At 38.2% G+C, this 24,266-nt stretch carries 22 protein-coding genes; 11 read left to right on the top strand and 11 right to left on the bottom strand.

What is annotated here, in order from left to right; translation table 11 throughout:
• Window positions 1-175: 175 nt before the first annotated feature.
• On the top strand, window positions 176-1,381 hold the full coding sequence (locus AC07M3_RS03360; protein WP_494566509.1) for an MFS transporter: 1,206 nt from the start codon (window positions 176-178) through the stop codon (window positions 1,379-1,381).
• Here the strand turns inward: AC07M3_RS03360 and AC07M3_RS03365 are convergent.
• Window positions 1,359-2,249 (bottom strand): LysR family transcriptional regulator, encoded by an 891-nt coding sequence (locus AC07M3_RS03365; protein WP_472892995.1) that lies wholly within the window; start codon window positions 2,247-2,249, stop codon window positions 1,359-1,361. The two genes, AC07M3_RS03360 and AC07M3_RS03365, sit on opposite strands and share 23 nt — an antisense overlap.
• Window positions 2,250-2,534: 285 nt before the next feature.
• On the opposite strand from AC07M3_RS03365, the gene AC07M3_RS03370 reads away from it, so the two are divergent.
• Both AC07M3_RS03370 and AC07M3_RS03375 read left to right on the top strand, forming a co-directional pair.
• Entirely contained in the window at window positions 2,535-3,011 is a 477-nt protein-coding gene (locus tag AC07M3_RS03370) for a cyclophilin-like fold protein (protein ID WP_494566510.1), read from the top strand.
• Between the two features lie 45 nt (window positions 3,012-3,056).
• Window positions 3,057-4,127, top strand: a complete 1,071-nt coding sequence (locus AC07M3_RS03375) for an alpha/beta hydrolase (protein WP_494566511.1) — start codon at window positions 3,057-3,059, stop codon at window positions 4,125-4,127.
• Between the two features lie 37 nt (window positions 4,128-4,164).
• On the opposite strand, the gene AC07M3_RS03380 is transcribed toward AC07M3_RS03375, so the two are convergent.
• Complete coding sequence (locus tag AC07M3_RS03380) at window positions 4,165-5,124, bottom strand: response regulator transcription factor (protein WP_045125319.1); 960 nt, start codon at window positions 5,122-5,124, stop codon at window positions 4,165-4,167.
• Window positions 5,121-8,585 carry a hybrid sensor histidine kinase/response regulator gene (locus tag AC07M3_RS03385; RefSeq protein WP_494566907.1) on the bottom strand — a complete coding sequence of 1,155 codons (3,465 nt, stop codon included), beginning with the start codon at window positions 8,583-8,585 and terminating at the stop codon, window positions 5,121-5,123. The genes AC07M3_RS03380 and AC07M3_RS03385 overlap by 4 nt, the downstream gene beginning before the upstream one ends.
• A gap of 196 nt (window positions 8,586-8,781) precedes the next feature.
• Between AC07M3_RS03385 and AC07M3_RS03390 the strand changes: the two genes are divergently transcribed.
• Window positions 8,782-10,398 carry a purine-cytosine permease family protein gene (locus tag AC07M3_RS03390; RefSeq protein ID WP_494566512.1) on the top strand — a complete coding sequence of 539 codons (1,617 nt, stop codon included), beginning with the start codon at window positions 8,782-8,784 and terminating at the stop codon, window positions 10,396-10,398.
• Between the two features lie 58 nt (window positions 10,399-10,456).
• On the opposite strand, the gene AC07M3_RS03395 is transcribed toward AC07M3_RS03390, so the two are convergent.
• Entirely contained in the window at window positions 10,457-10,912 is a 456-nt protein-coding gene (locus AC07M3_RS03395) for an Lrp/AsnC family transcriptional regulator (protein WP_000376211.1), read from the bottom strand.
• 157 nt (window positions 10,913-11,069) lie between these two features.
• Here AC07M3_RS03395 and AC07M3_RS03400 point away from each other — a divergent pair, with 157 nt between their 5' ends.
• Window positions 11,070-11,681, top strand: a complete 612-nt coding sequence (locus AC07M3_RS03400) for a LysE family translocator (RefSeq protein ID WP_494566513.1) — start codon at window positions 11,070-11,072, stop codon at window positions 11,679-11,681.
• Window positions 11,682-11,757: 76 nt separating this feature from the next.
• Here the strand turns inward: AC07M3_RS03400 and AC07M3_RS03405 are convergent, their stop codons facing one another.
• Window positions 11,758-12,369 (bottom strand): LexA family protein, encoded by a 612-nt coding sequence (locus tag AC07M3_RS03405; protein WP_133746278.1) that lies wholly within the window; start codon window positions 12,367-12,369, stop codon window positions 11,758-11,760.
• Window positions 12,370-12,654: 285 nt separating this feature from the next.
• Here AC07M3_RS03405 and AC07M3_RS03410 point away from each other — a divergent pair, with 285 nt between their 5' ends.
• Window positions 12,655-12,888 (top strand): hypothetical protein, encoded by a 234-nt coding sequence (locus AC07M3_RS03410; RefSeq protein ID WP_092705480.1) that lies wholly within the window; start codon window positions 12,655-12,657, stop codon window positions 12,886-12,888.
• A 194-nt stretch (window positions 12,889-13,082) separates the two neighbouring features.
• On the opposite strand, the gene katE is transcribed toward AC07M3_RS03410, so the two are convergent.
• Window positions 13,083-15,227 (bottom strand): catalase HPII, encoded by a 2,145-nt coding sequence (katE, locus tag AC07M3_RS03415; RefSeq protein ID WP_494566514.1) that lies wholly within the window; start codon window positions 15,225-15,227, stop codon window positions 13,083-13,085.
• A 49-nt stretch (window positions 15,228-15,276) separates the two neighbouring features.
• Entirely contained in the window at window positions 15,277-16,689 is a 1,413-nt protein-coding gene (locus AC07M3_RS03420) for an iron-containing redox enzyme family protein (protein ID WP_494566515.1), read from the bottom strand.
• A 314-nt stretch (window positions 16,690-17,003) separates the two neighbouring features.
• Between AC07M3_RS03420 and AC07M3_RS03425 the strand changes: the two genes are divergently transcribed.
• The 3 genes from AC07M3_RS03425 to AC07M3_RS03435 all read left to right on the top strand — a co-directional run bounded on the left by AC07M3_RS03425 (window position 17,004) and on the right by AC07M3_RS03435 (window position 18,424).
• Window positions 17,004-17,480, top strand: coding sequence for a CinA family protein (locus AC07M3_RS03425; RefSeq protein ID WP_307010281.1), 477 nt, complete (start codon window positions 17,004-17,006; stop codon window positions 17,478-17,480).
• 280 nt (window positions 17,481-17,760) lie between these two features.
• The gene (locus AC07M3_RS03430; protein ID WP_375038698.1) at window positions 17,761-17,991 is read left to right on the top strand and encodes a hypothetical protein; all 231 of its coding nucleotides are present in this window, start codon (window positions 17,761-17,763) and stop codon (window positions 17,989-17,991) included.
• 115 nt (window positions 17,992-18,106) lie between these two features.
• Window positions 18,107-18,424 carry a hypothetical protein gene (locus AC07M3_RS03435; RefSeq protein WP_494566516.1) on the top strand — a complete coding sequence of 106 codons (318 nt, stop codon included), beginning with the start codon at window positions 18,107-18,109 and terminating at the stop codon, window positions 18,422-18,424.
• A gap of 94 nt (window positions 18,425-18,518) precedes the next feature.
• On the opposite strand, the gene AC07M3_RS03440 is transcribed toward AC07M3_RS03435, so the two are convergent.
• Both AC07M3_RS03440 and AC07M3_RS03445 read right to left on the bottom strand, forming a co-directional pair.
• Window positions 18,519-18,947 carry a hypothetical protein gene (locus tag AC07M3_RS03440; RefSeq protein ID WP_209733332.1) on the bottom strand — a complete coding sequence of 143 codons (429 nt, stop codon included), beginning with the start codon at window positions 18,945-18,947 and terminating at the stop codon, window positions 18,519-18,521.
• Between the two features lie 266 nt (window positions 18,948-19,213).
• Window positions 19,214-19,357: a hypothetical protein gene (locus AC07M3_RS03445; protein WP_209830557.1), complete on the bottom strand. Its 144-nt coding sequence runs from the start codon at window positions 19,355-19,357 to the stop codon at window positions 19,214-19,216.
• Between the two features lie 902 nt (window positions 19,358-20,259).
• Here AC07M3_RS03445 and AC07M3_RS03450 point away from each other — a divergent pair.
• Window positions 20,260-20,562 (top strand): hypothetical protein, encoded by a 303-nt coding sequence (locus tag AC07M3_RS03450; protein WP_494566517.1) that lies wholly within the window; start codon window positions 20,260-20,262, stop codon window positions 20,560-20,562.
• Here the strand turns inward: AC07M3_RS03450 and AC07M3_RS03455 are convergent.
• Entirely contained in the window at window positions 20,555-21,460 is a 906-nt protein-coding gene (locus tag AC07M3_RS03455) for a LysR family transcriptional regulator (protein ID WP_494566518.1), read from the bottom strand. The genes AC07M3_RS03450 and AC07M3_RS03455 overlap by 8 nt on opposite strands.
• A gap of 110 nt (window positions 21,461-21,570) precedes the next feature.
• Between AC07M3_RS03455 and AC07M3_RS03460 the strand changes: the two genes are divergently transcribed.
• Complete coding sequence (locus AC07M3_RS03460) at window positions 21,571-22,809, top strand: SGNH/GDSL hydrolase family protein (protein ID WP_494566519.1); 1,239 nt, start codon at window positions 21,571-21,573, stop codon at window positions 22,807-22,809.
• A gap of 49 nt (window positions 22,810-22,858) precedes the next feature.
• Here the strand turns inward: AC07M3_RS03460 and AC07M3_RS03465 are convergent, their stop codons facing one another.
• The gene (locus AC07M3_RS03465) at window positions 22,859-24,214 is read right to left on the bottom strand and encodes an MFS transporter (RefSeq protein WP_494566520.1); all 1,356 of its coding nucleotides are present in this window, start codon (window positions 24,212-24,214) and stop codon (window positions 22,859-22,861) included.
• Window positions 24,215-24,266 lie beyond the last annotated feature (52 nt).

Genomic DNA, 24,266 nt, shown 5'->3' on the forward strand with positions numbered 1-24,266 from the left:
ATAGCCTGTTTTTAGCAGCGAGTCTGTATGCTTTTTAAAGACAATTCATGCATAAAACTCATAATTCTATTCGTAATTCTAGGCCTAATCCTTTCAAACCCTTGCTGATAAGCTCTGCAACCAGATTTGTTCATTTCTTTTATGAACATTTAACGGTTTTAAAGTCGGAACTTTTATGTCTTCTTTTCATCAAATTGAGCAAGATACACATGAGAATAGCACACCTGCATGGGGTGCTGTATTTGTAATGTCACTATGCTGTGCAGTATTAATTGCCTCAGAGTTCATGCCCGTAAGTTTACTCACACCAATATCTTCAGATTTAAATATGAGTGAAGGCCAAGTCGGTCAGGCGATCGCAATTTCAGGCATTTTTGCTGTGGTAACCAGCTTAACTATTAGCCGTGTATTTAAGACATGGGATCGCCGTCATATCATGCTGTTACTTACCTTACTCATGATCGTTTCTGGCATGCTGATTACATTTGCTCACTCTGCTGCTTTATTCATGGTGGGTCGTGCAATTTTAGGTGTAGTGATTGGTGGTTTTTGGGCCATGTCGACTTCGATTGTGATGAGACTTGTACCTCCTTTAGCTGTATCCAAAGCACTTGGTCTATTAAATGGCGGCAATGCTCTAGCAACCACAATAGCCGCACCTTTAGGCAGCTTTTTAGGTTCAATCATTGGCTGGCGTGGCGCTTTTTTCTGTATCGTTCCTATCGCGATAATTGCGCTTGTATGGCAATTTAAAAGTATGCCCGCTCTTCCAGCAGTTATGTCTGCTGAAAAGTCAAAAAATCCCTTTGGACTACTGAAACGTCCGATCGTGTTTTATGGCATGACAGGGATTTTATTGTTATTTATGGGGCAATTTGCGCTATTTACCTACTTACGCCCATTTCTAGAAACCGTCAGTCATGTCGATGCGGCCATGTTATCCATTTTATTACTCATATTAGGTATCGCGGGTTTAGTTGGCACATTCGTGATTAGTTTTATTCTTCATCAACATGTCTATCGCTACCTCATCCTTATTCCTTTAATGATGGCAAGCATTGCTTATGCCTTCGTACTTGGTGGTCAGCATTTGTGGTTGGTCGCAATATTAATGGGATTATGGGGATTCGTTGGAACTTCGGCACCTGTCGCATGGAACACATGGCTTGCCCAAACACTACATCAAGATACTGAGGTTGGTGGCGGTTTGATGGTCGCAATTATTCAGTTTGCGATTACTTTAGGTGCAACTTTAGGCGGCTTGTTATATGACTCACAAGGCTATAGTGCTACGTTTTATATGAGCGCCATTGTGCTGTTATTCGGTGCTATTACTGCTTTTATTACTTGGCGAAGTGCTATTCACGCAACACATCAATAACCAACCTTAACGCAGGCGAAAGCTGTCTACGATGTGGATAGTACAGGTGGTATCCGGGAAACTGGATACTGTACTCTTCCAATACCTGAACAAGTTTGCCTTGATCGAGATCTTGCTGGATCAGTTCTTGCGGAATGTAAGCCAATCCAAATCCAGCTCTAACCGCCTCGACAATATCGTAGCTTTCATTAAATATCCATTGTCCTTGGATTTTGATTTTTGTTTCTTGCCCATCCTTCAAAAATTCCCATGCATACACACTGCCTTGGGTTGTTAAACGAAAGCCAATACATTGATGATTGATTAAATCTTTGGGGGTTGTGGGAATTCCATATTTCTCAAAATATTGTGGCGTTGCAATCACCGCCATTTTGACATCTGCGCTAATACGTACCGCAATCATGCCATCTGCTACACGACTTCCAAAGCGAACTCCTGCATCAAATCGTTCCGCAACAATATCCACCATACCGCTATTGGCAGCTAGCTCAACTTGTACATCAGGATAATCACCAGCAATCTTTTCAAGTTTTGGAATCAGCACTTCCCGTATCGCATGGCTACTGGCATTAATACGAACCGTACCAGCGGGCTGATCCCGAAATGATGTTAAAAGTGATAATTCATTATCAATCTGGTCAAAGCTGGCGCTAATGGTTTGCTTTAATCTTTCACCCGCGGCTGTCGGTGAAACGCTTCGTGTGGTTCGGGTCAGAAGTAGCATCCCTAAACGTTCTTCTAAACCGCGAATGGTATGGCTTAGCGCGGACTGCGAAATTCCCATTTTTCCTGCGGCCTTCGTAAAACTCCCTTCTCGAGCCACCATTAAAAAAGCATAAAGATCATTATAGTTTTCTTTGTTTATCATCTGCTTTTGTCTCTTTTCACGGTTTAATTTAATTATAAATGATAAAACTATTTATGAATATTGCTCATAAGTCCATGTTTGTTTTTTAGGCTAATCATTATAAAGAGGATTTATTAAACTCTATATCAAGCAGTGATCATCAAGATTTAGATGAGCTCAAGCATAAAAAGTACCTGATTTTATTATTGTCAAAAATTAATAAATTCAGCTCATACCTTTACGCTAGAAATTGAATAACTTCACTGCATTTAAGTGCTTTCTCTTAAAGAAATGAGGTTCTTCGATATGGCTACTCAGAAGTTTTTTCTCGCTTTACTCAGCATCTTTTTCTCATTTTCAGCCATATCTATCTCTTATGCAACAAGGCCTACGGGCAACAATCAACAAAGGTTATCGATGATGAAAATCCGTATTGATATTGAGGGATCAAAGCAATCGCTATTTGCAACATTACCCATGACACCGACTGTTCAAGATTTTGCCAAGCAGCTTCCGTTGACATTAAACCTTAAAGATTATGACTCTACTGAAAAAATAGCCGACCTACCCACCAAGCTAACTATACAAAATGCACCCAATGGCTATGCAGGAAAAGCTGGTGATCTTACCTATTACGCCCCTTGGGGTAATCTGGCTTTTTTCTATAAAGACTCAACTGTTGGGTACGCAAATGGTCTTATTTTGCTTGGGAAAATTGAGGCTATTCTCCAAGAGTTCAAGCAAAAACAACCCATCAAAATTTCAATTTCCCAAATGAAATAAGCATGAGCAAATTCACCCATTCAAATTATTTAAATTGAGGCATCCATGACTACATCTCCCTTGTTTAAAAAGCTTAAAACCCATACGGCGGCTGCGATTTGCGCTGCAACAATTGGTTTATTCTCCTCAACCTCAGGTATGGCAGCAGACATGACTAACGGCGCAAATAACTTTTATCAAAGTCAGCAAGTGACTATTCAGAAAGTCACTTTTAAAAATCAATACAACATGGATATAGTCAGTAATCTGGTTATTCCCAAGAACTTAAATAAAAAACTAAAAGCCCCCGCTATTGTAATTGGTCACCCAATGGGAGCCGTGAAAGAACAAAGCTCTATGCTTTATGCACAGAAATTGGCTGAACAAGGTTTTATAACATTGGCAATTGATCAATCATTTTGGGGTGAAAGCGCGGGCCAACCCAGAAATGTAGTTGCACCTGACATTTACGCAGAAGCATTTAGTGCGGCTGTAGATTATTTAGGAACACAATCCTTTATTAACCGTGAACGTATTGGCGTACTCGGCATTTGCGGAAGTGGAAGTTTCGTTATTAGCGCAGCAAAAATTGACCCTCGTATGAAGGCCATTGCCACTGTCAGCATGTATGATATGGGAGCTGCAAACCGTAATGGCTTACGTCACTCACAAACCTTAGAGCAAAGAAAGCAAATTATTGCTGAAGCGGCTGCGCAACGTTATGTCGAGTTCACAGGCGGTGAAATAAAATATACCAGCGGGACTACGCATGAGTTAACGGCAGATACACATCCTCTTCAACGTGAATTTTATGACTTTTATCGCACCCCACGCGGAGAATATACGCCAAAAAGTTCATCAAAAGAGCTTACAACCCACCCAACGCTCACAAGTAATGTCAAATTTTTAAACTTCTATCCATTTAACGATATCGAAACCATCTCACCACGCCCAATGCTATTTATTACAGGTGATCAGGCTCATTCAAAAGAGTTTAGTGAAGAAGCTTATAAACTCGCAGGCCAACCTAAAGAACTTTACTATGTTAAAGGTGCGGGACATGTTGATTTATACGATCGTGTCGATCTCATTCCATTTGATAAATTAACTAGTTTCTTTAAACAAAACTTGAAATAAGAGGCATGATAGAGGCTCAACACGGGCCTCTATTTATTTAATGAAACTCTTGCACCAGACTATTAATATGCGCCACAGCCGCAGTTCGATTTTCAACGCAAAGCTTTTCAAAAACATGTTCTAAATGTTTGTTTACCGTCCGCGGGCTCAGCTCCAAAATTTCCGCAATATCTTTATTGGTTTTACCTAACAATAACCAGTGCATGACTTCTGCTTCACGCTGAGTCAACTGTGGGCAATATTTTAAGATATCAGCGACGTCTAATGCAGGCGTAGAAGTCTTGATCTGTATAAGATAATTTTTCGCCACACTGGTACCGGATTGCCATGGCGTGAGTAATAAAAGTTGTAATTGCTGAGATGGCGTTGAATAAGAACAGCTTGTTAATTTTTTTGGGTCTTTTTCATGTTCCAAGTCTGAAAACCAAGCTTTTAAACCTGCCTCAAAGCCCTCTAGTTCAGGCAAATATTGATTCAACAAATCACTGGCTTTTTGGGTTTTCCAAACAATTTTACCTTGAACATCTAGAGCAAGAATGGCAGTTTCAGTTGCATCAATCACTTGTTTTTGTTGCTGCAATAGTTTGGCATGTGCCAAATGTGTTTTTACCCTTGCCAGTACTTCTTCAATATTCAGTGGCTTTGTTACATAGTCCACCCCACCGACCTGAAAACCACGCACAATATGCTCTGTCTCCGACAAACCTGTCATAAAAATGACGGGAATAAACTGGGTAATTGGACTCGCTTTAAGCTGTATACAACTTTCAAAACCGTCCATATGTGGCATATTGCCATCGAGCAAAATCATATCTGGTAAGCATCGATGTGCGATTTCAATTGCGCTTAATCCATCTGTCGTAACAAGCACACGATACCCTGCCTGATCCAGACTTTCATGTAGCAAGCCCAGATTTTCCGGCACATCATCCACAATCAGAATAACAGCCTGCTCAGTTGTTGAAGCCTGCTGAAAAGAAACATGTTGCGTACTCATTGCTTATCCTGAATTAATCGTTGGGCATGTTTTAAATCAAACTTTTGAATAGCTTGCTCAAGCTGTTCCCATAACTCGTCATGCTCCGGAAAATCTTGACGACAATGCGTTAAAGCATGTTGAATGCCTCGAATATAGCCTTGTCCAATCAAATCATTTAACTGCTGCAAGGCTTGAGTTAAATCTTGTGGGCCATTATTTTCTAGTTGTCTTGTTGGTGTATAAACAGTGACTTTTTCTTGCTTATACGTCTTTATATGAAGTGCTTGAACCTCATTATTTTCTTCGGTTAATGTTGACCTAGAATCAGCCCACACCAGCCCTAACTTATCTCCAATTTTACTCAGCAACAAATTGAGGTCGATTGGTTTTAGCATAAAGTCTTCACTTAACACTGCATCTTGTGGATTGACTTCACGCTCACCTGCATTGGCTGAAATAATTAAGATCGGCACATTGGTAATATTATTTTGACGTAATAACCGTGCAGTTTCCCAGCCGCCCATCAAGGGCATATTCAAATCCATTAAAATCAGGTTAGGCTGAAAAATAGGTACGCGCCTTAAACAGTCAATGCCCGACTCGGCTTCTTCAATCATAAATCCTAAAGGTTTTAGAAAATTGGCGACTAAGCCGCGGTCAACCGCTTCATTATCGACAACCAAAATTCGTTTTCGCTCGCCTTGATAGCCCGTAATCTGATTGGAATAGACATTAGAAATTGGATGAACCACTTCTTTTGAAGGTAAATAAAACTTAATTTTAAACTGTGAACCCTCATTGAGCTGGCTACTCACAGATAGCTGCCCGCCAAGTAAATCTACCAATAATTTTACAATCGGCAGACCCAGACCTGTTCCAGTAAAGCCACCCTGAACCACATTGCTGCCTCGTTCAAACGGATTAAATATTCGCTCTAAATCCGCTTCGGCAATGCCGCAGCCCGTATCTCTAATTTCAAAATATGCCGTTTGAAAACGGTACTCGACTTTCAAAGTAATTGTGCCGCTCGTCGTAAACTTTAAAGCATTGCCCAGCAAGTTAATGAGCACTTGCTCTAAGCGCTTTTTGTCGGTACGGACATAGTGCGGCAGGTTATCTCCAATTTCATAAATAAACTGTAAATTCTTCTGTTCAAACTGTGGCTGAAACATTTGAATAATCTGTTCTATAAAATTGGGGAAATTGACATCCACTACATTTAAAGAAATTTTGCCTGTCTCAATTCGTGCTAAATCCAGTAAACCGTCAATCAGTGAAGTTAAATGCTGCCCACTACGGCTAATTACCCCAAGCGCCATTTTCCCCTGTTCCGAAAGCTGCTCTTGTTTTTGAAGTAATTGGCTATAGCCCAAAATACTATTTAAAGGTGTTCGTAACTCGTGGCTAATGCCAATGACATAACGGCTTTTTGCATCATTTGCCCGTTCTGCTGAAATTCTGGCATCTTGCAAGTCTTTTGAAGTGACTTCATGCGCTGCAATTTCATCAATCAATAATGCCGTTTGTTGATGTGTTTCAATTTCAGCATTACGGCGGCTTTCATCGTTTAGCACTAACCACCATGCCGCAACGCTCATCAATAAAAATAAGATGGTGTAAATTTTGACAAACAGCGTAAATAGCTGAGGAACAGCTGCTGCATTAATTGTTTCTAAATAGGTTTTTTCTTGGATATAAACTAGACTCAAACTCACCGCCAAAACAATAGACAGCCCTAAAGTCAGTAATAAATATAAACTGACCCGACTGTTTAGACGACTGGCCCAGCGTTCTGGTAGATAGTGCCAGATGGCTTTTTTAAGTTGCACCGACCAACGCGCATCGGGTTTACACAAATCGTGACAGCGTGCTTCGAGTGAACAACATAAAGAACAAATCGTACCATTATAGGCTGGGCAACCCGCCATATCAGCCAGTTCATAGTCCCTCTCGCACACCACACAGTTTGCAACTGAAGCTGCTTGAATTTTTTCAGGCTGGCGTGCAATGTAATATTTGCCTTTGGTTAAGTAAGCAATGATAGGAACACATAACATCGCACTTCCCAGCGCAATAAAACTCGCCAAGCCTTTCGCCATTAATCCGAAAAAGCCCAAATAGCTAAGCATCGATAGCACTGAAGCAATCAGTAAGGCACCCACACCTACAGGGTTAATGTCATATAAATAAGCACGGCGAAATTCAATTCCTTTCGGACTTAAACCCAAAGGTTTACAAATAATTAAATCAGCAACAACAGCGCCAATCCATGCCAAAGCGATATTGCTATATAGCCCCAAAATGCGCTCGACCGCATGGCTAATGCCCATTTCCATCAAAACAATGGCAATGAAAACGTTAAAAAGAAGCCAGACAATTCGCCCCGGATGGCTATGAGTCAAACGGGCAAAAAAGTTTGACCATGCCAATGAGCCCGCATAGGCATTGGTCATATTAATTTTAATTTGTGCCAAGCAAACCAGTGCTAAAGTCAGGATTAAAGCAAGCTGAGGATTTGGAATAAATTGTTGATAGGCAATCCAATACAGATACGTCGGATTGTCTAGTTCAGAGACAGGAATTAACAGCTGAAAGGCTAAAACCATCAGCAGCATGCCCATCAAAACTTTTAGAAATCCAAAAATAATCCAAGATGGACCACCTAAAAAAACAGCAAAACGCCACGCGGTTCTATTTTTTTCTTGTTGCGGTAAAAAGCGTAAATAGTCAGCTTGCTCACCAATTTGGATCACAAATGAAAAAATAAGGGTGCACGCCGCACCAAAGTAATACAGATTAAAATCGGTCGAGTTTGAAACCGCACCAACAAAATGCAGACTACTACTTAAAATTTGTGGCTGTTTCCAAAGTACAAAAAACCACGGTAACAACAGCAACAAGAGCCAGATTGGCTGAGTGATTGCCTGAACTTTATTAATAAAACCAATACCTTTGACCACTAAAGGCAAAATCACCAATGCAGAAATTAAGTAACCAACAACTTGTGGAATGCCAAGGGCAAGCTCAAGTGCCATCGCCATAATTGCGGCTTCAAATGCAAGTAAAATAAAGGTAAAGCTGGCATAAATCAGAGAAGTAATGGTCGAGCCAATATAGCCAAAACCTGCACCACGGGTGAGCAAATCGACATCTACATTATATTTTGCAGCGTAGTAACTAATCGGCCAACTGGTTAAAAATATGATGGTACATACGACTATTGCCGCCCACAACGCGTTGCTAAAGCCATACTGCCAAAGCATGGTCGCCCCAATGGCTTCCATAGCCAAGAAGCTAACTGTCGAAATTGCGGTATTTGTAACGGTCCAAGGCGACCATTTACGTACTGAGGTGGGCGCATAACGGAGCGCATAATCTTCGATACTTTCATCTGCCACCCAAATATTATATTCACGGCGCGTTTTGATCACACGTTGTGGCGCTTGTTGGGGGCGTGAAGAATCTGGCATAACACTCATGTTTGGCATGTGGCTGGTATTAAACCCAGCAATCCTTATGCCAAAAGTCATTTATCATGGCGATTTTCTCGAATACGCACATATACGCAAAATAACGTATTTCCAATTTTCATCAAAAATCACACACTCAAATTCATCAAAAAACAATGATCAATATTTGTGTTGATTGACCGAAAATGATTGGGAGATTGATGTTATGAGTGTATCTGAACATCCAAATCTGGACACTGTGCAAGGTACAGATTCACAAAAAGCAGTGAATGAAACCTTAGAAGATTATACTTTACGTTATGCTCCTCATAGCTTTCGGCGCTGGAGTCCCAAAGTTGTTGCTATTACTGCACTTGGTGGTATTGCCTATCTTGCTGACTTTTCTATTGGCGCCAGTATTGGTATGTCTTATGGAACAACCAATGCGGTTTTCTCCATTTTATTTGCAGCAATTATTATCTTCTTAACTGGTATTCCTCTTGCCTACTACGCGGCACGCTATAACATCGACCTCGACTTGATTACCCGTGGCGCAGGTTTCGGTTACATCGGATCAGTCCTCACCAGTATCATTTTCGCCAGTTTCACATTTATTTTCTTTGCCCTTGAAGGTTCAATCATGGCGCAAGGCTTATTACTCGGTTTAGGTATTCCGCTTTGGGCAGGCTACCTCATCTCAACCGTTATGGTGATTCCGCTGGTGATTTACGGCATGAAAGCCTTGAGTAAATTACAAGTATGGACAACTCCGCTTTGGCTCATTCTCATGATTGGTCCTGTGGCCTATTTGATTTACCAAGAACCCACCTTAGTCAGCCAGTTTGCTACTTTTACAGGTAAAGAAGGTTTTGCGACTGTAGATATGGCAGCCATCATGTTAGGTGCTGGTATATGCCTATCTTTGATTATGCAAATTGGTGAGCAAATTGACTATTTACGCTTCATGCCAGCTAAAACAAAAGAAAATAGCAAAGCATGGTGGGCAGCCGTAATTTCAGCAGGTCCAGGTTGGGTAATTTTAGGGGCAATCAAACAAATTATTGGAGCATTTTTAGGTTTCTACTTATTAACAAAATTACCAGGTGTAAACAGTACTGAGCCTGTTCAACAATTTAATGCAGCGTTTCATGACATGCTTCCGGGCTGGGCTGCTCTAACACTTGCGGTTATTTTGGTGGTCATTTCTCAAATTAAAATTAACGTGACCAATGCTTACTCTGGCTCCCTTGCTTGGACAAGTGCCTATACTCGTATTAGCAAGCATTATCCGGGTCGTATTGTCTTTGTGATGGTGAACTTGGCAATTGCCCTTGCATTAATGGAAGGCAACATGTTTGCAGTACTGGGTAAAATCTTAGGGTTCTATTCAAACTTTGCGATTGCATGGGTTGTGGTCGTTGCAACAGACATTTCAATCAACAAATATGTTTTAAAGCTTTCACCAAAAGAACCAGAATATCGTCACGACATGCTCTACAACGTAAACCCTGTCGGTATGGTTGCATTCCTTGTATCAGCAGGACTATCGATTGCCGCATTCTTCGGATTACTTGGTAGCTTCTTGGCTCCTTACTCACCGCTTATCGCGCTTGTACTTGCCTTTGTATTAACACCAATCATGGGTTTATTAACCAAAGGAAAATACTACATCAAGTCACATGATGACGGCATTAAAGAACCACGTTTTGACGCTGAAGGTACACCAGTTGCAACAGTTTACCACTGCCGTGTATGTGAAGAAGGTTACGAGCGTCCAGATATTATGTTCTCTCATAAACATAACGGTACGATCTGCTCTTTGTGTAAAACACTAGATACCTAAATATCCTGAAGACTAAAAAAGAAGCTTTTTAAAGCTTCTTTTTTTATCCCTAAAGATTTTAGCCAATCGGAAATAAACGTTCAGGCACGACATCTTTCATCACAATGGTTGAGATGAGCCGCTGTACGCTCGGAATAGCCGATAACTTTTCATCATATAGCCGTTGAAAAGCGGGTAAATCTTTTGCAACCACATGCAGCAAATAGTCTGGCTCACCAAATAAGCGCTGGGCCTGAATGATTTGCGGAATATCAATCACGGCATTTTCAAACTTCTCAACTGCCTGCTTATCACCTTCTTTAAGCGTAATAAAAACAATCGCTGAAAACTCAAATCCCACTAAATTCGGGTCGAGTTCTGCCCGATAGCCTTTGATGGCTCCTGACTCTTCTAAAGCCTTCACTCGCCTATGACATGGTGAAATGCTTAAGCCTACTTTTTCTGCCAATTCAGTAATAGATAATCGGCCATTTAACTGCAATTCAGCAAGAATCTTTTTATCTGTGCGATCCATTTAGAAAAATTTACCCCAAATGAGTGTGATATGAGCAAACATTTAAAAGCACATTCTAAATACATGAGCATATTATTTTCAACAAGTTCGAATGAATAGGAATTTTTTCTAAAACACCGAGCGAAACCTTTGGAAAATAGTTTGCCGAGATAAGCATATGGCTTTTAACATTTTTATCGCATTTTGGAGTGTCTCCATTCTTTTTATTATTACCCCAGGGGCAGACTGGGCGTATGCCATCTCGGCAGGAATTAAAGGCAAAGTCGTCGTACCCGCTGTTGCAGGTATGCTATTTGGGCACTTTATTACGATTTTATTGGTCGCGGCTGGTGTTGGTCTGCTTGTAGCAAATAACCCGACGGCTCTGATGATTCTTACTGTTGCGGGTTCTGCTTATTTATTATGGATGGGAATAAATTTATTACTTACCCCTCCTACTCCAAATCAGTCTGAGTCTGAAAAAGCGCAATCATGGTTGAGCTGGGCAACAAAAGGCGTTTATGTGAGTGGCTTAAACCCGAAAGTTTTTTTACTCTTTTTAGCTTTGCTTCCTCAATTTATTGACACCACTGCCTCATGGTCAGTGACGACGCAAATTGTTGCTTTTGGTGTTGTCCACATGATTAGCTGCGCCATTATTTACTTAATGGTAGGTTATGGTTCACAAGCTATTCTTAAAACCAGACCACAAGCAGCACGTTTAGTAGGCCGTTTTTCAGGTGGTCTTATGGTAATCATCGCCACATGTTTATTGATTGAGCAAATTTAAAAATATTACTTAGCTTAGAGTTACTGGTCCCTATTTCGGATCAGTAACTAAAACCATAAAATATGAAAGCAACGCCTTATCTCATTCGTTTGAGGTTATAAGTCACGACTCCCCAAATGACCAGTTCTTGCCCTTCTTCAATATAAATATTTTGATAATCGGAGTTTTCTGCTTTTAGCCAAATTTTAGGTGGGTGGTAATTATTATCAATCATTAAGCGCTTAACAGTGAAATCATTGTCGATGAGTGCAATTACGATATCCCCAGATTTAGCTGGAAGACTACGGTCCACAATAAGCGGATCATCAATATCAATTCCAGCGTCTAGCATTGACAAAGAATTTGCTTTGACAATAAACGTGGCATTTTCATTTCTAATTAAATATTCATTTAAATCGAGTGCTTGCTCAATATCATCTTGCGCTGGCGACGGAAAACCCGCAGCAACACGTTCAGTAGCTAAAGGAATATGGTAAATTTTATCGTTATTTGCATGGACCTGTTGAACCTTCAATTTTGAGCTAAAATCTGTCCGGTTGTCGGTTTTGACATTATTCAGTAACCAATTTTTGATAAAGTTCACTTGAGATTCTGGAACACGAATCACTTTTGTGGGTTCATTGAACTGTGCTTTACGACCGGCATTTTCTCGGACGCCGCCATGCTCAAATTCTTTTTTCTTTGACATATCGCCCCCATTTCACCGTTCAAATCCTATGCAGACAATGTAACTTGAAAAAGTTACATTTTCAAGTTGACGAAACTTTTTTTTTGCATAACAATAAATCCCATGATCAGATTTTAATCCATTTTGCTTTTAACAGGGATGTTTAAACTAAAATGGCAATTTGAAGAAAATCACAACCTGTTGCGAAATAGTCTTTATCACTGACTGTTTTCTGATTTTTATCAAATGAGATTCTGAGCACTTAACATTCTGGTTAATTCAGTTTTTGGTATGGAGACATGCGAAATGAAAAATCAACGTGATGCAGTTTTAGGTTATGCAAATGAGCAACATGCCTACTATATTCGCCTGATTGAAAATGATGCGGTATTAGGCGAAAGCTATGGAATTTTCTGTGAAAATCCGGAAAGTGAAGCAGCTGAAAGTATTATGACGACGTTATTTTTAAAAAAATCTTTTTGGTTAAACGGTTCTGAGTACATTGATATTGTAAAAGGACTACAACTGCTCCCACAGTAAAGTAAATATAAATTAAAGAACAAAGGAGGCAAAAGCCTCCTTTGTTTTTAAAGCGCGATGCTTAAGAGGTAATCCGTCCAGAGGCATCGCGCTTTTGATTACGAGAGTTTTGACCACGGACATTATAATCATCGTCACGACTGCGGCCACGATATAAAAAAGCCCTGAAAGCTTTAACCTTCAAGGCTTTTACTTTAAGCAGGAACGTGCTGAGCTATTTGCTCTCGAGACCAAACACGGTGGGCTTTAAGCAAGTTTTTAAGTTTCTCTGATACATGTTTGAAGTTATCTTCAATTAAAGTACCTTCGTCTGCCACTAGACCTAACGGTTCAAGTAGGTCAGATTTATTACCTAAAAATACGATTGGTTTTAAATGCTTATAGGCTTCTAGTATGTAATGACGAGTTACACCATCTTGTATCACGGCATTTAAATTATCGCCATCTGGAATAATCACTGCATCATAAGCAATGGATGGTTCTGCCATTTGCATGCCATCAGCTGCAATAACTTTGTCTTGATGATCTTTAACTGGTGCTAGATTCGGTGCCAATAAATGAACAATAGCCCCTTCCTTAATTGCCCAGTTTTTAATGGTTTCTAATGCATCAGACTTCACCAAATTATGGATGAGTACAGCTATTTTTCGGCCTTTAATATCGGCTGGCGGGAAAGCAAGCATGGATAACTTAGCCGATTTTTCAACGGCTTGAGGCTTAAAATCGAGGCTAAGATCAGGTACTTCTATACCTAAATTTTCACCCACTTGACGTGCTAAATCGAGGTCGATATTCGCCAAAATTTGTTGGACCTGACGTTCACGAATATATTTTCTTTTTACCTTACTGAGTTCAAAGGTATACGCATCGACCACATGTTTTTGCTCATGAGGTGCAAGGCTCTTGTAATAAAGACGAGGCTGAGAAAAATGATCGGAAAAAGATTCACTTCTTTCACGAATCTTTTGACCACTCACTCTCTCATAGTAACTTTCAAATCCACCATTTTCTGCCGCTGGAGGTGTCTCAACCGGCCAGTTCCCATCAATTGAATTTGGTTGATAAGAAGCTTGCCCTTTATGAATTGTATGTTGATGGATACCATCGCGTTGATTGTTATGGAATGGGCATACAGGTTTATTAATTGGTATTTGATGGAAATTCGGTCCGCCTAAACGACTTAACTGTGTATCGGTATATGAAAATAGTCGTGCCTGTAATAGTGGATCATTCGTAAAATCAATACCTGGCACAATATGCCCTGGACAGAAAGCAACCTGCTCTGTTTCAGCAAAGAAATTATCAACATTTCGATTTAAAACAAATCGGCCAATAGGTGTGACAGGAACTAATTCTTCAGGAATAATTTTTGTTGGGTCAAGTAAGTCGAAATCGAACTTCATTTCATCTTCTTCTGCGACAATTTGCACCCCTAATTCCCATTCAGGATATACGCCTTGCTCAATGGCTTCGTAAAGATCACGACGATGGAAATCAGGATCTTTACCTGCAAGTTTTTGTGCCTCATCCCAAACCAGAGCGCTTAAGCCTTGTTTCGGGGTCCAGTGAAACTTAACAAAATGAGCTTTACCTTCAGCATTAATTAAACGGAAGGTGTGCACACCAAAGCCTTGAATTGAACGTAAATTACGAGGAATAGCACGATCAGACATGGCCCAAATCACAGCATGTGCTGACTCTGGTACTAAAGACACAAAGTCCCAAAATGTATCATGGGCGCTCCCTCCAGTAGGCATTTCAGTATCTGGTTCAGGTTTTACGGCATGTACAAAGTCAGGGAACTTAATACCATCTTGTACAAAGAAAACCGGAGCATTGTTGCCGACCAAATCGAAGTTACCTTCTTGCGTATAAAATTTAATAGCAAATCCACGAATATCACGAACGGTGTCAGCTGAACCACGTGGCCCTTGTACAGTCGAGAAACGTACAAAAACTGGCGTTTGAATGCTTGGGTCCGTCAAAAAACCTGCTTTTGTTAAGCGTTCGTTGCCTTCATATGCCTGAAAATAACCGTGAGCTCCTACGCCACGAGCATGCACAATACGCTCTGGAATTCGTTCATGGTCAAAATGGGTGATCTTTTCTCGTAAGATAAAATCTTCTAATAGTGTTGATCCGCGCGTTCCTGCTTTTAGACTATTTTGGTTATCAGCAATTTTAACCCCCTGATTCGTGGTTAAAGCCTGATTTGTAGCATCATCTCTGACTGTGTCTAACTGTTCAGTTTTTTGAGTAGTATTGGCCTTATTTGGCTCATCAGCGCCAGCCATTTCACTTGTTTTATTTGTTAATTTACCATTATCAGTCATGTTCATTACCTATGTTTTAAAGTTAAACGTGGGGTGAAGTAAAAAACTTAAAGAACTAGTTTTTATTAAAAGAACTTAAATATGGGAAAAGCAGCTCAACATATTTGCGTGTGCTCCAAAGCCCAATACTTTTATGATGTGAATCTGGCCCCAAAAACGGAGTCAGTTTGCATATTTTTATGGCAAGATCATGTGATTTCTGCACACGGTCTTGTAATGCATCAAGCTCGCCATCAGAGATATAGCTAAATAAATAATCTTGAATACGCTGGCTAGTATTTAATGCTCTGCTATATGCCAAGAAATTAGAAGAATGATCATTGCCCGCAATCCAGTCATGAATGATCTGACGCTCTACAGGGTTAAATACCCCATACATTTTTCCATTCTCATCATTAATTAATCTCCAGAAAACACTCTGTTCAGGGTCAGCATTAAATTTAATCCACTTATTTTCAATTAAATGAGATACCAGCCCCTCAACATCGTCTGGGTTAGATAACCATTGATTAATCGTTTTGCACCCGAAATCTCTAGTTTCGTTATGAATTAACTGCCCAACCAATGCCTTTCTCTTTAAAATTTTAAGAACAAAATCTTCAAGATTTAAATTTTTTATAATACTAGAAGAGCCTACGCCATGATTGTTTAGCGCAAAACCACGTTTTAATTTACTTAGAAAAAGTTCTTTATCTCTATATTTATCATAAATATTTTCTATAACTTTAATCGCTTTATTTGCATGTCCATTATCAATGTTATCAATGGTAATGTGGAGATTGAAGTACTTAGAATCGATGCCAAGCTCTGCAAGCTCATAATTGCTAATAAGTAGATGAAGTGGCAGTTGCTCATAGCCTAAATTAAAGCCCACAATCTCTGGAATAAACTCAGGTGGAGCATAACCAAGCGCCAACTGAATCACAGCATTATGGTAATATTCATCTGCTAAAAGCAGCTCAAAGCTATCGAGTCCCAAACTACGTAGCAAGTCATCATATATACATACATGATTTGCCTTAGGCTCACCTAACCCAAGCTCTTCCAAATAGGTAATAATAAGATCGTGGAAAACTGGGTCATTCCAATAGTGAACACAACTATATAGCCATGCACCATCTACTTTTTTGGTTGGAGAAACTTTAATTAAAAATTCAAACGCCTGACCGACATTATTAAAGTACTCTCTCTCACCTCCGCTTTGTCTGCGGTTTAAATAAGACTGAAATACCTCACAATTTTCTTTATTATTGTTCTCACACCATGCTTTAACCATATTTATATTTGAAGGGAAATCAATTTCATTTTGATCTATTTTATCTATTTCTTTAGTTAGAAAATCTCTTGCTTTCTTTTCTTTTTCAAAACTAGAAATATCAGGATCAAGGAAAAAAACAAATAATTCGTAATAGTTCTGTTGATTATCTTGCAATAGGTCTAATAATCTTTCTTTCACTACAACAGGCATTTCTATTCTCCTTTTGTGAGATATAAAATACCATACTTTACTCATCCTATAATCCCAGCTTCTCTTTGTTATATTGCGTTATTAAAAACAATTGTTTTTTTATAAACTTTTTAAATTCAGGCACATAACCTATAACACAAAGTTACATTCTCATCTTTAGAATAACTTAACTGTCTGTTTTTATAAAAAATATATAAATTTTAAATTTTGATTACATTTGAGTTACCTTTAAAATTATAAAGATTAAAAAGTTAACAAAAAATAATTTAAAATAATTCTATAAATAACTTAAAAACATAGCTAAGGATAGAAAAATGTTTAACTCATGTTGCAAATTATTAGCAGAAGAAAAAATTAAAATTGCATTTTTTGAAAGTGCCTCTGCGGGCTATTTAGCTTATCGCTTTTCTTTAAGCCCCTATTCCGGCGATATTTTTATTGGAAGCTTAGTCAGTTATGACTTACGTGTTAAAGAAAATACACTTCATATTTCTTCTGAACTTATTGAAAAACATACACCTGAGTCCATGCCGGTCACCATAGAGATGATCACAAAAGGCAAAGAACTTATAAAGGCAGATCTTTATGTTGCTTGCACAGGATTATTAAAAAAAGGGGGATCAGAAACAAAAGAAAAACCTGTAGGTACCTTCTTTTATTCTATTTATTATAAAAATAATTTTTATAATTTCCGTCGTATATTTAAGGGCCTTCCTTACTTTAAACTTAGACAACTTGTTTATTACATTACTCAAGATATAGAATTCATAATATTAGATAATAAAAAATAGAATCTCACCAATAAAAAATAACAAATACATATTTAGAAATGATCATAGTGTTTCTTTAACACCAATGTACTTAAATGTAATTTTATCGATCTTCATATTAATTATGTTTATTGATAAAAACTTCATTATATAAAAATCAAGGTTTTAATTAATTTCTAAAGTTACAGTTAAATATAGGGTAACACCCTTAGGCTACACATTTAAAATTTTCATGTTTAAATAAACCTATCTGAAGCTCTCAGATAAAACACACATCATAAATGATATGAGGTAATTAAAGATGAGCACTACTAATAATCAAAGCAATCAACGCGATAATCAACAGCAACAACAGCAGCAAAACGATTCGCGCAATAACCAACAGCAGCCAAATGGCAACCAACAGCAAAAAGATCAACAGCAACAAAACAATCAGCAACAACAGCAAAATGATAACCGCCGCCCACAACAAGGCTCTAATCAAAAAGATCCAAGTCAACAAAACCCAAATAACAATAATCAGCAACGTTAATTCATTGCCGATTTAATTGTCATTTGATGCGGTCATTCATTTTATTTAGGAAGGTGCCTTCACCTTCCTAAATTCAACATAAGCATAAAATTTAATAATAGATGAGGAAAAACTGATGACAGATCAAAATAGCGATCACGCACGACTGCCAGCCGGCGACCATAACTATTCTGATACCTATTGGCGCGAAAGTTATGTTACTCGTCCTTATTATCAAGAAGCTCAACTTACTACTCCAGATCTAGATTATGATCGAGATTTCTCGACAGCCTATGAATTAGGTCATCGTGCCCGTACCGAATCTAAAGAAGGTGCTCAATTTGAAGATGTCGAAGGTAACCTTCAACAAAAATGGGAAGAGCTGAAAGCTGAATCCCGCTTAAAATGGGAACATGCTAAACAGGCAATTAAAGATGCATGGAACGATAGATAGTATTTGTAGTGTAGTATCTTCTATTTATTAATTTAAAAATATGAGCTTATTTCCTATTGGCCCTCGGAAATAAGCTCTTTTTATAGCATCTTATTTAACTATCTTTTTTCTTAAAATATTCAATAATTTCTTCCCCGTTATTTACTGGATTTTGCATTGATGAGTAATTATCTTCGTAATCATATGAAGATAAAGTAACCTTAGCTCGGATTGGCGGTAATTTTTCTTGTCCGCCCGTTGTAATCCGCTCAATAAAACTCGCAAGCCACAATACAAACTCTTGAGTATTCTTACTCTGCGGAATAATACTTAAATCCAATTTAATTTTAGATTCCTGTAGAGGTTTAATAAGTAATTCAGCAAAATCAATATAATTGTATAAAAGCTTAAGCTTTGTCCCCTTAAGCTCATGTCTGAGTTCAATCATCAAATTGTTAAGATCTTCCATATGGTCATCTGTAAAACCTTTTTTTTCTTTAACATTTTGATATATTTTCTCAGCTATTCTTAAGTACTGGGGCATATCCTTACCTTTATAAAACTGCCATGACTACAATGAATTTAGGATGAATATAAGTAATTTATTGTGTTTATTTTATTAATTTTTTGAAACTATAACTCATTATAGAAACACTTCAGTAACAACAAATTCGAAGAAAGATAATAACCTACTAATTTACTGATTAATTTTGTATTTTCATATAATTATCTTTTTTATTATGTTACATATTTTATAGAAAATAACGATAAGAAAACTCACCTAAAAGTGAGCTTTCTTAGAAAAAATAGTTATGAATTTTTATCAATTTGGTGAGCGGTGGTTGGGTCATTAGCACCATGATTTTCATCATCTCTTGAATTTCTATCTTGGCAAGCGCTCATGCCCATTGCAATTGCAACGACCATACTCACTGCACAAAAAATTCTTAACATTGAAGTCACCCTTATGAATTTTAAGATGTCGGCTTATAAATAACATTATCTTCTGTTGACCTACCGCTGTGGTTCTCTTAACTTTTGTAGGTTATGCAAGCTTTTGTAAAATCAAAATTAAATAAATGATTAAAAAATACCATTCTTGCAATTGATATTTTAATTAAATTTTGGCACTAGCTAATTATTTAAGATTGCCATATTCATAAAAATAAAATTGCTCATCCTTTCTGAGTTTGTGCCTTATTAAGCCAATGATTACAAACAATATATAAATAAACAATTAATAAATCTTTGATATATAAACATTAAAACTCCATTGTAGAAATTAGGTTTAATAATTATTCAATTGTTTAAATTCTAAATAACTTGTTATTTTATTAATGAAAATTTAAAAATATTAATATTTGTTTATATAAACCAATCTTTTATTTTTGCAATTGACCCGCTTTAAGGCTCAGCTTATGATGCTCCGGCTGACCTATTTTGTCAGTCGGTTTTAGCAGATCGTCTACCTAAGTGCACTAAAAACATGTTTTTGGTGTGGAGCCCCTCGTGCCTTTGACGGAGGAACGGGAGTGGGACACCTTCGGGTGTGCTGGTTTCTTAGGTATCAGTCTGCTAACCCTCTTTCGTTTCACCACCATAATTAATAGCAGTGATTGGGCACAACTTCTTTTATCAAGGAGTCTCTAATGACTATTATTTTATATCATTTTATTTTTATTACTCTTCATTATCTTATTGTTCAGCTTAAAACACGTTTAAAGAATTCTTCCCATCTTTTTACCTATCCCTACTTTTATCTTTTTAGGGAAAAGATCTCAATATTTAACGCCAGTTAAAGATGAGCGCATCTATAAGCACAACTTAACGATAACAACAACCAACGAAGAGCAATAATGATGTTTTTTTCATATCGTATTGTTTTAGTGTGCACTCTATTAATAATTGCTATAAGTTTATTAGGGTGCAGACCTATCAGTAAAAACGAATTCAATACTCATTGTGTGTGGTCAGGTCATGCGCTCTCACAATGCAATTGTATTTATAACGCTTTAGAAGAACATTATTCGCCACAATTTGTAGAAGATCTAGAAAAAGTAAGCTTACAAAATATTGATGCGAACATGAACTTTGTGGAAACAATGAATGAAACAATTCACCAGTGTCAGTTAAGTGCCAGAAAGAACTCAATTAACTGATATTTGCATGTTCCACCAAGAAATCTAGAAAGACCCTTACACGTTTAGGAACATATTTATCATGCCCGATCCAGACAGCATGAAATTCTTCAGAAGCATTAACATTCCAGTCTTCAAGAATTTTAATTAACTGCTTTTGTTCTAGCGCTTTTCGAACTTGAAATTCATTGAGTTGTGCAATGCCTGCATCGGCAAGTGCTAACTGCAAAATCGCTTCTCCATGATTTACTCTTAAAACCTGAGTAGGTACGAGCGTGATTTCTTGATTCTCTTTTTTAAATAACCATGTCTTATTCTGGCGCTGATAACTTACGTCTAAAAGCTGATGTTCATAGAGTTCTTCTGGATGCTGTGGACAACCACACTGTGTAATATATCTAGGTGAACATACATAATGTTTATGAGTGCTCCCCAATGAGCGAGCCACCAAATTTGAGCTTTTTAAAGGTCCTGTCCGAATCGCGACATCAATTCTTTGCTCAACTAAATTAATGACTTCATCACTTAAGTGAGCCTCTAATTCAATTTGTGGATAGCGCTGATTAAATAAAGAAATGCACGGCAACAAAAAATGGGTCCAATATGAAAGACTGGTATGTATTCTTATTCGTCCTTTAGGTGTGTGATTTGCAGTAACAGATTGTTCAAGCTCATCTAGCTCACTGAGTATTTGAAGACCTTGTTCATAGAACTGACAGCCTTCACTTGTGAGCTGAAACTGGCGTGTTGAACGATTCAGTAATCGAACTCCAAGTCGTTTTTCGAGCCGAGCAATTAATTTACTGACAGCAGACGGCGTCATGTCGCATGCTCTCGCTACTGCTGAAAAGCTTCCTAATTCGACCACCCGAATAAAAATTGCCAGCTCGCCAGATCGATTAATATCAAAATATGACATAACGAAATCTATTTATGAATCTGATTCACAAATCTTATTCCGCTTAGACCGCTATAACAAGCCAATAATTTGTTTCAAGATGACTCTAATTCGTTTTAAGGATTCATGAGATGAAACTTTATAAATCTACCCTTTTCTCTTTAGTTTTATTGTCTACCGTAGCGCAAGCAGAAGTACAAAAAAGCCAATGGATTACCAGTTGGTCAGCGAGCCCACAAAAGGTCTGGAATAAAGATTTTGTTTTCCCAACACATATTCCCGAGCAAATATCCAATCAAACGATCAGACAAGTTAGTCAAATTAGTTTGGGTGGTGAAGCAGTTAGACTGGTTTTCACCAACCAATATGGTGAACAGCCGCTTTACATTGATAAAACCACCGTAGGTTTAGTTAATTCAAAAAGTCTAAAATCTACGAGTGCTTATCCAGTTTACTTCTCAGGCAAGCTCAAAGCACAAATTTTACCGGGTAAACAATTGATTAGTGATCCAATTCATCTCTCTGTTCCTAATCATGCACAATTAATAGTAAATAGTTTTATTCAAAAGCCAACGACATTTAAAACTTTTCATTGGGATGCTAAACAAACCAGTTGGCTGATTACGGGTAACCAGACAGCAAATTTAAATACTCCTACCGATGCTAAAACAACCACTGCAAGATTATTACTCTCTGCGATAGAGGTAAAACCAAAGCATAAAGCTCATGTTGTTGCGGTCATTGGAGACTCAATTACCGATGGTGCCACTGCAACTCTAGATGCAAACACGAGATGGACCGACTTTTTAGCTAAGCGTTTATCACCACATCAAGTAGCTGTGATTAATAGCGGAATTTCAGGAAATAGACTACTCACAGACGGTATGGGCGACAGTGCTTTAGAGCGCTTGAAAAAAGAAGTGTTTCAATATTCTGGGGTGAAAACGTTAATTGTTCTGGTGGGTATTAATGATATTTCATGGCCGGGTACTGCTTTTGCTCCTAAACAAGAAATACCGTCTTTTGAAGCATTAACTCAAGGGTATCAACGTGTCGTAGATGAAGCACATAAACAAGGCATTCAAGTAATTGGGGCAACCTTACCTCCATTTTCGGGTGCTTTACCCAATACCCCTTTAGATAACTACTACCAACCGAACAAAGATCAATTACGGAAAAAAATTAATGCTTGGATAAGAACCAGTCAGACATTTGATGGAGTACTTGATCTTGATCAAGGTTTAAAAGATTCAAAACATCCCGATCGATTAAACCCGATTTATGACTCAGGTGATCACTTACATCCAAATGATAAAGGTAATCAACAAATGGCAAATCTGGTTCATTTAAACCAGTTACTGAAGAAATAAAATTTACAGATACAGGTAGGAATGATTTCCCTACCTGTATCAATATCGATTAGTTACCTTCTAATTCAGCAGTAAGTTTTGGCGTAATAGTTTGTTTTTCAACTGCATGTCGTCTCAGCATCATGACTGCTAAAAAAGCAAGAATTGCAGGAATTGCGATCATCACGAAATTCATTTTATGTGGTAACTGGAGGCCTAATAACATGCCAGTTAAGATTGGTCCCACAATTGCTCCAATTCGACCAACACCGGAAGCACAGCCAATTCCAGTAGAACGCACACTTAATGGATAATATTGAGCAACGTAACTATAAAGAAGAATTGAGGTACCAATCGTTGCTGCTCCTGCCACAGTCACCAAACCATATAAAACATAGGCTGGTGAGTTAAAGCCTAAACCGATTAATGCTAGAACACCCGCCAGCAGCATTCCCATAATTACAGGTTTTAAATGGAATCTATCAGAAAGAATACCACCACCGATTGAACCGATCATTGCGCCGACATTTAGAGCAAACAAGAATAAAATACTCTTTCCGAGTGAATAGCCTGCGGCAAGCATGAGTTTTGGTAACCAGCTGCTTAAGGCATACACCATGAGTAAGCACATAAAGAACACTAACCAGAACATGAGTGTATTGAATGCGCGGCCTTGTTGAAATAATCCTTTTACAGAACTGCCTGTTGGAACATTATCGTCATTAAGCACTAACTGCGTATTGATCGTTAGGCTTTGTTGAGGTGAAATTTTTTGAATAATGCGCTGTGCTTGTTCAGTTTTACCAGTTTTAACCAAAAAAGTTAAAGACTCCGGTAAAAACTTCCATATAACAGGCAACAAAAATAAAGGAATGCCTGCAATCAGGAACATAATTTGCCACCCCTGACTTTCAACCAAATAACTACCAATTAATGCTGAAAGAATCCCCCCAATCGCATATCCACTAAACATGGTACCTACTAAGGTGCTGCGTATACGTTTAGGTGCATATTCTGATGTGAGTGCAACTAAATTTGGCATTACCCCACCAATGCCTAGTCCCGCTAAGAATCGAAGCACCCCAAACTCAAGTGGACTTGATGCGAAAGCACCTAAAAAAGTAAAACCACTAAAAAGAGCGACACAAATTAAAATCACATTTTTACGGCCTATTTTGTCTGCCAAAGTTCCAAAGAACATTGCCCCAAACATCATTCCGCATAGTGCTGTACTTGCTAACATTCCCGCCTGTACAGCCGTCAATGACCACTCTTGCATCAGCAAAGGCAGCACTACACCATAAATAACCAGATCATACCCATCAAAGATAATAATTAATAAACACCAAAGTAAAATACTCCAGTGATAAGGTCTAAATTTGGCCTGATCAATAATTTCATTTACATTTAATTTAGATGTTGTCATTTACCCACCTCCTCTGTGAGATAAATTCATATTCAATTTTTTAAAACGACAT

Source organism: Acinetobacter sp. GW821-FHT09D10 (assembly GCF_059416285.1).

Bases quoted from the DNA above. Each gene is read 5' to 3' on its own strand.
- AC07M3_RS03360 (WP_494566509.1), top strand. From the start codon at position 176: ATGTCTTCTTTTCATCAAATTGAGCAAGATACACATGAGAATAGCACA.
- AC07M3_RS03365 (WP_472892995.1), bottom strand. From the start codon at position 2,249: ATGATAAACAAAGAAAACTATAATGATCTTTATGCTTTTTTAATGGTG.
- AC07M3_RS03370 (WP_494566510.1), top strand. From the start codon at position 2,535: ATGGCTACTCAGAAGTTTTTTCTCGCTTTACTCAGCATCTTTTTCTCA.
- AC07M3_RS03375 (WP_494566511.1), top strand. From the start codon at position 3,057: ATGACTACATCTCCCTTGTTTAAAAAGCTTAAAACCCATACGGCGGCT.
- AC07M3_RS03380 (WP_045125319.1), bottom strand. From the start codon at position 5,124: ATGAGTACGCAACATGTTTCTTTTCAGCAGGCTTCAACAACTGAGCAG.
- AC07M3_RS03385 (WP_494566907.1), bottom strand. From the start codon at position 8,585: ATGAGTGTTATGCCAGATTCTTCACGCCCCCAACAAGCGCCACAACGT.
- AC07M3_RS03390 (WP_494566512.1), top strand. From the start codon at position 8,782: ATGAGTGTATCTGAACATCCAAATCTGGACACTGTGCAAGGTACAGAT.
- AC07M3_RS03395 (WP_000376211.1), bottom strand. From the start codon at position 10,912: ATGGATCGCACAGATAAAAAGATTCTTGCTGAATTGCAGTTAAATGGC.
- AC07M3_RS03400 (WP_494566513.1), top strand. From the start codon at position 11,070: ATGGCTTTTAACATTTTTATCGCATTTTGGAGTGTCTCCATTCTTTTT.
- AC07M3_RS03405 (WP_133746278.1), bottom strand. From the start codon at position 12,369: ATGTCAAAGAAAAAAGAATTTGAGCATGGCGGCGTCCGAGAAAATGCC.
- AC07M3_RS03410 (WP_092705480.1), top strand. From the start codon at position 12,655: ATGAAAAATCAACGTGATGCAGTTTTAGGTTATGCAAATGAGCAACAT.
- katE (WP_494566514.1), bottom strand. From the start codon at position 15,227: ATGAACATGACTGATAATGGTAAATTAACAAATAAAACAAGTGAAATG.
- AC07M3_RS03420 (WP_494566515.1), bottom strand. From the start codon at position 16,689: ATGCCTGTTGTAGTGAAAGAAAGATTATTAGACCTATTGCAAGATAAT.
- AC07M3_RS03425 (WP_307010281.1), top strand. From the start codon at position 17,004: ATGTTTAACTCATGTTGCAAATTATTAGCAGAAGAAAAAATTAAAATT.
- AC07M3_RS03430 (WP_375038698.1), top strand. From the start codon at position 17,761: ATGAGCACTACTAATAATCAAAGCAATCAACGCGATAATCAACAGCAA.
- AC07M3_RS03435 (WP_494566516.1), top strand. From the start codon at position 18,107: ATGACAGATCAAAATAGCGATCACGCACGACTGCCAGCCGGCGACCAT.
- AC07M3_RS03440 (WP_209733332.1), bottom strand. From the start codon at position 18,947: ATGCCCCAGTACTTAAGAATAGCTGAGAAAATATATCAAAATGTTAAA.
- AC07M3_RS03445 (WP_209830557.1), bottom strand. From the start codon at position 19,357: ATGTTAAGAATTTTTTGTGCAGTGAGTATGGTCGTTGCAATTGCAATG.
- AC07M3_RS03450 (WP_494566517.1), top strand. From the start codon at position 20,260: ATGATGTTTTTTTCATATCGTATTGTTTTAGTGTGCACTCTATTAATA.
- AC07M3_RS03455 (WP_494566518.1), bottom strand. From the start codon at position 21,460: ATGTCATATTTTGATATTAATCGATCTGGCGAGCTGGCAATTTTTATT.
- AC07M3_RS03460 (WP_494566519.1), top strand. From the start codon at position 21,571: ATGAAACTTTATAAATCTACCCTTTTCTCTTTAGTTTTATTGTCTACC.
- AC07M3_RS03465 (WP_494566520.1), bottom strand. From the start codon at position 24,214: ATGACAACATCTAAATTAAATGTAAATGAAATTATTGATCAGGCCAAA.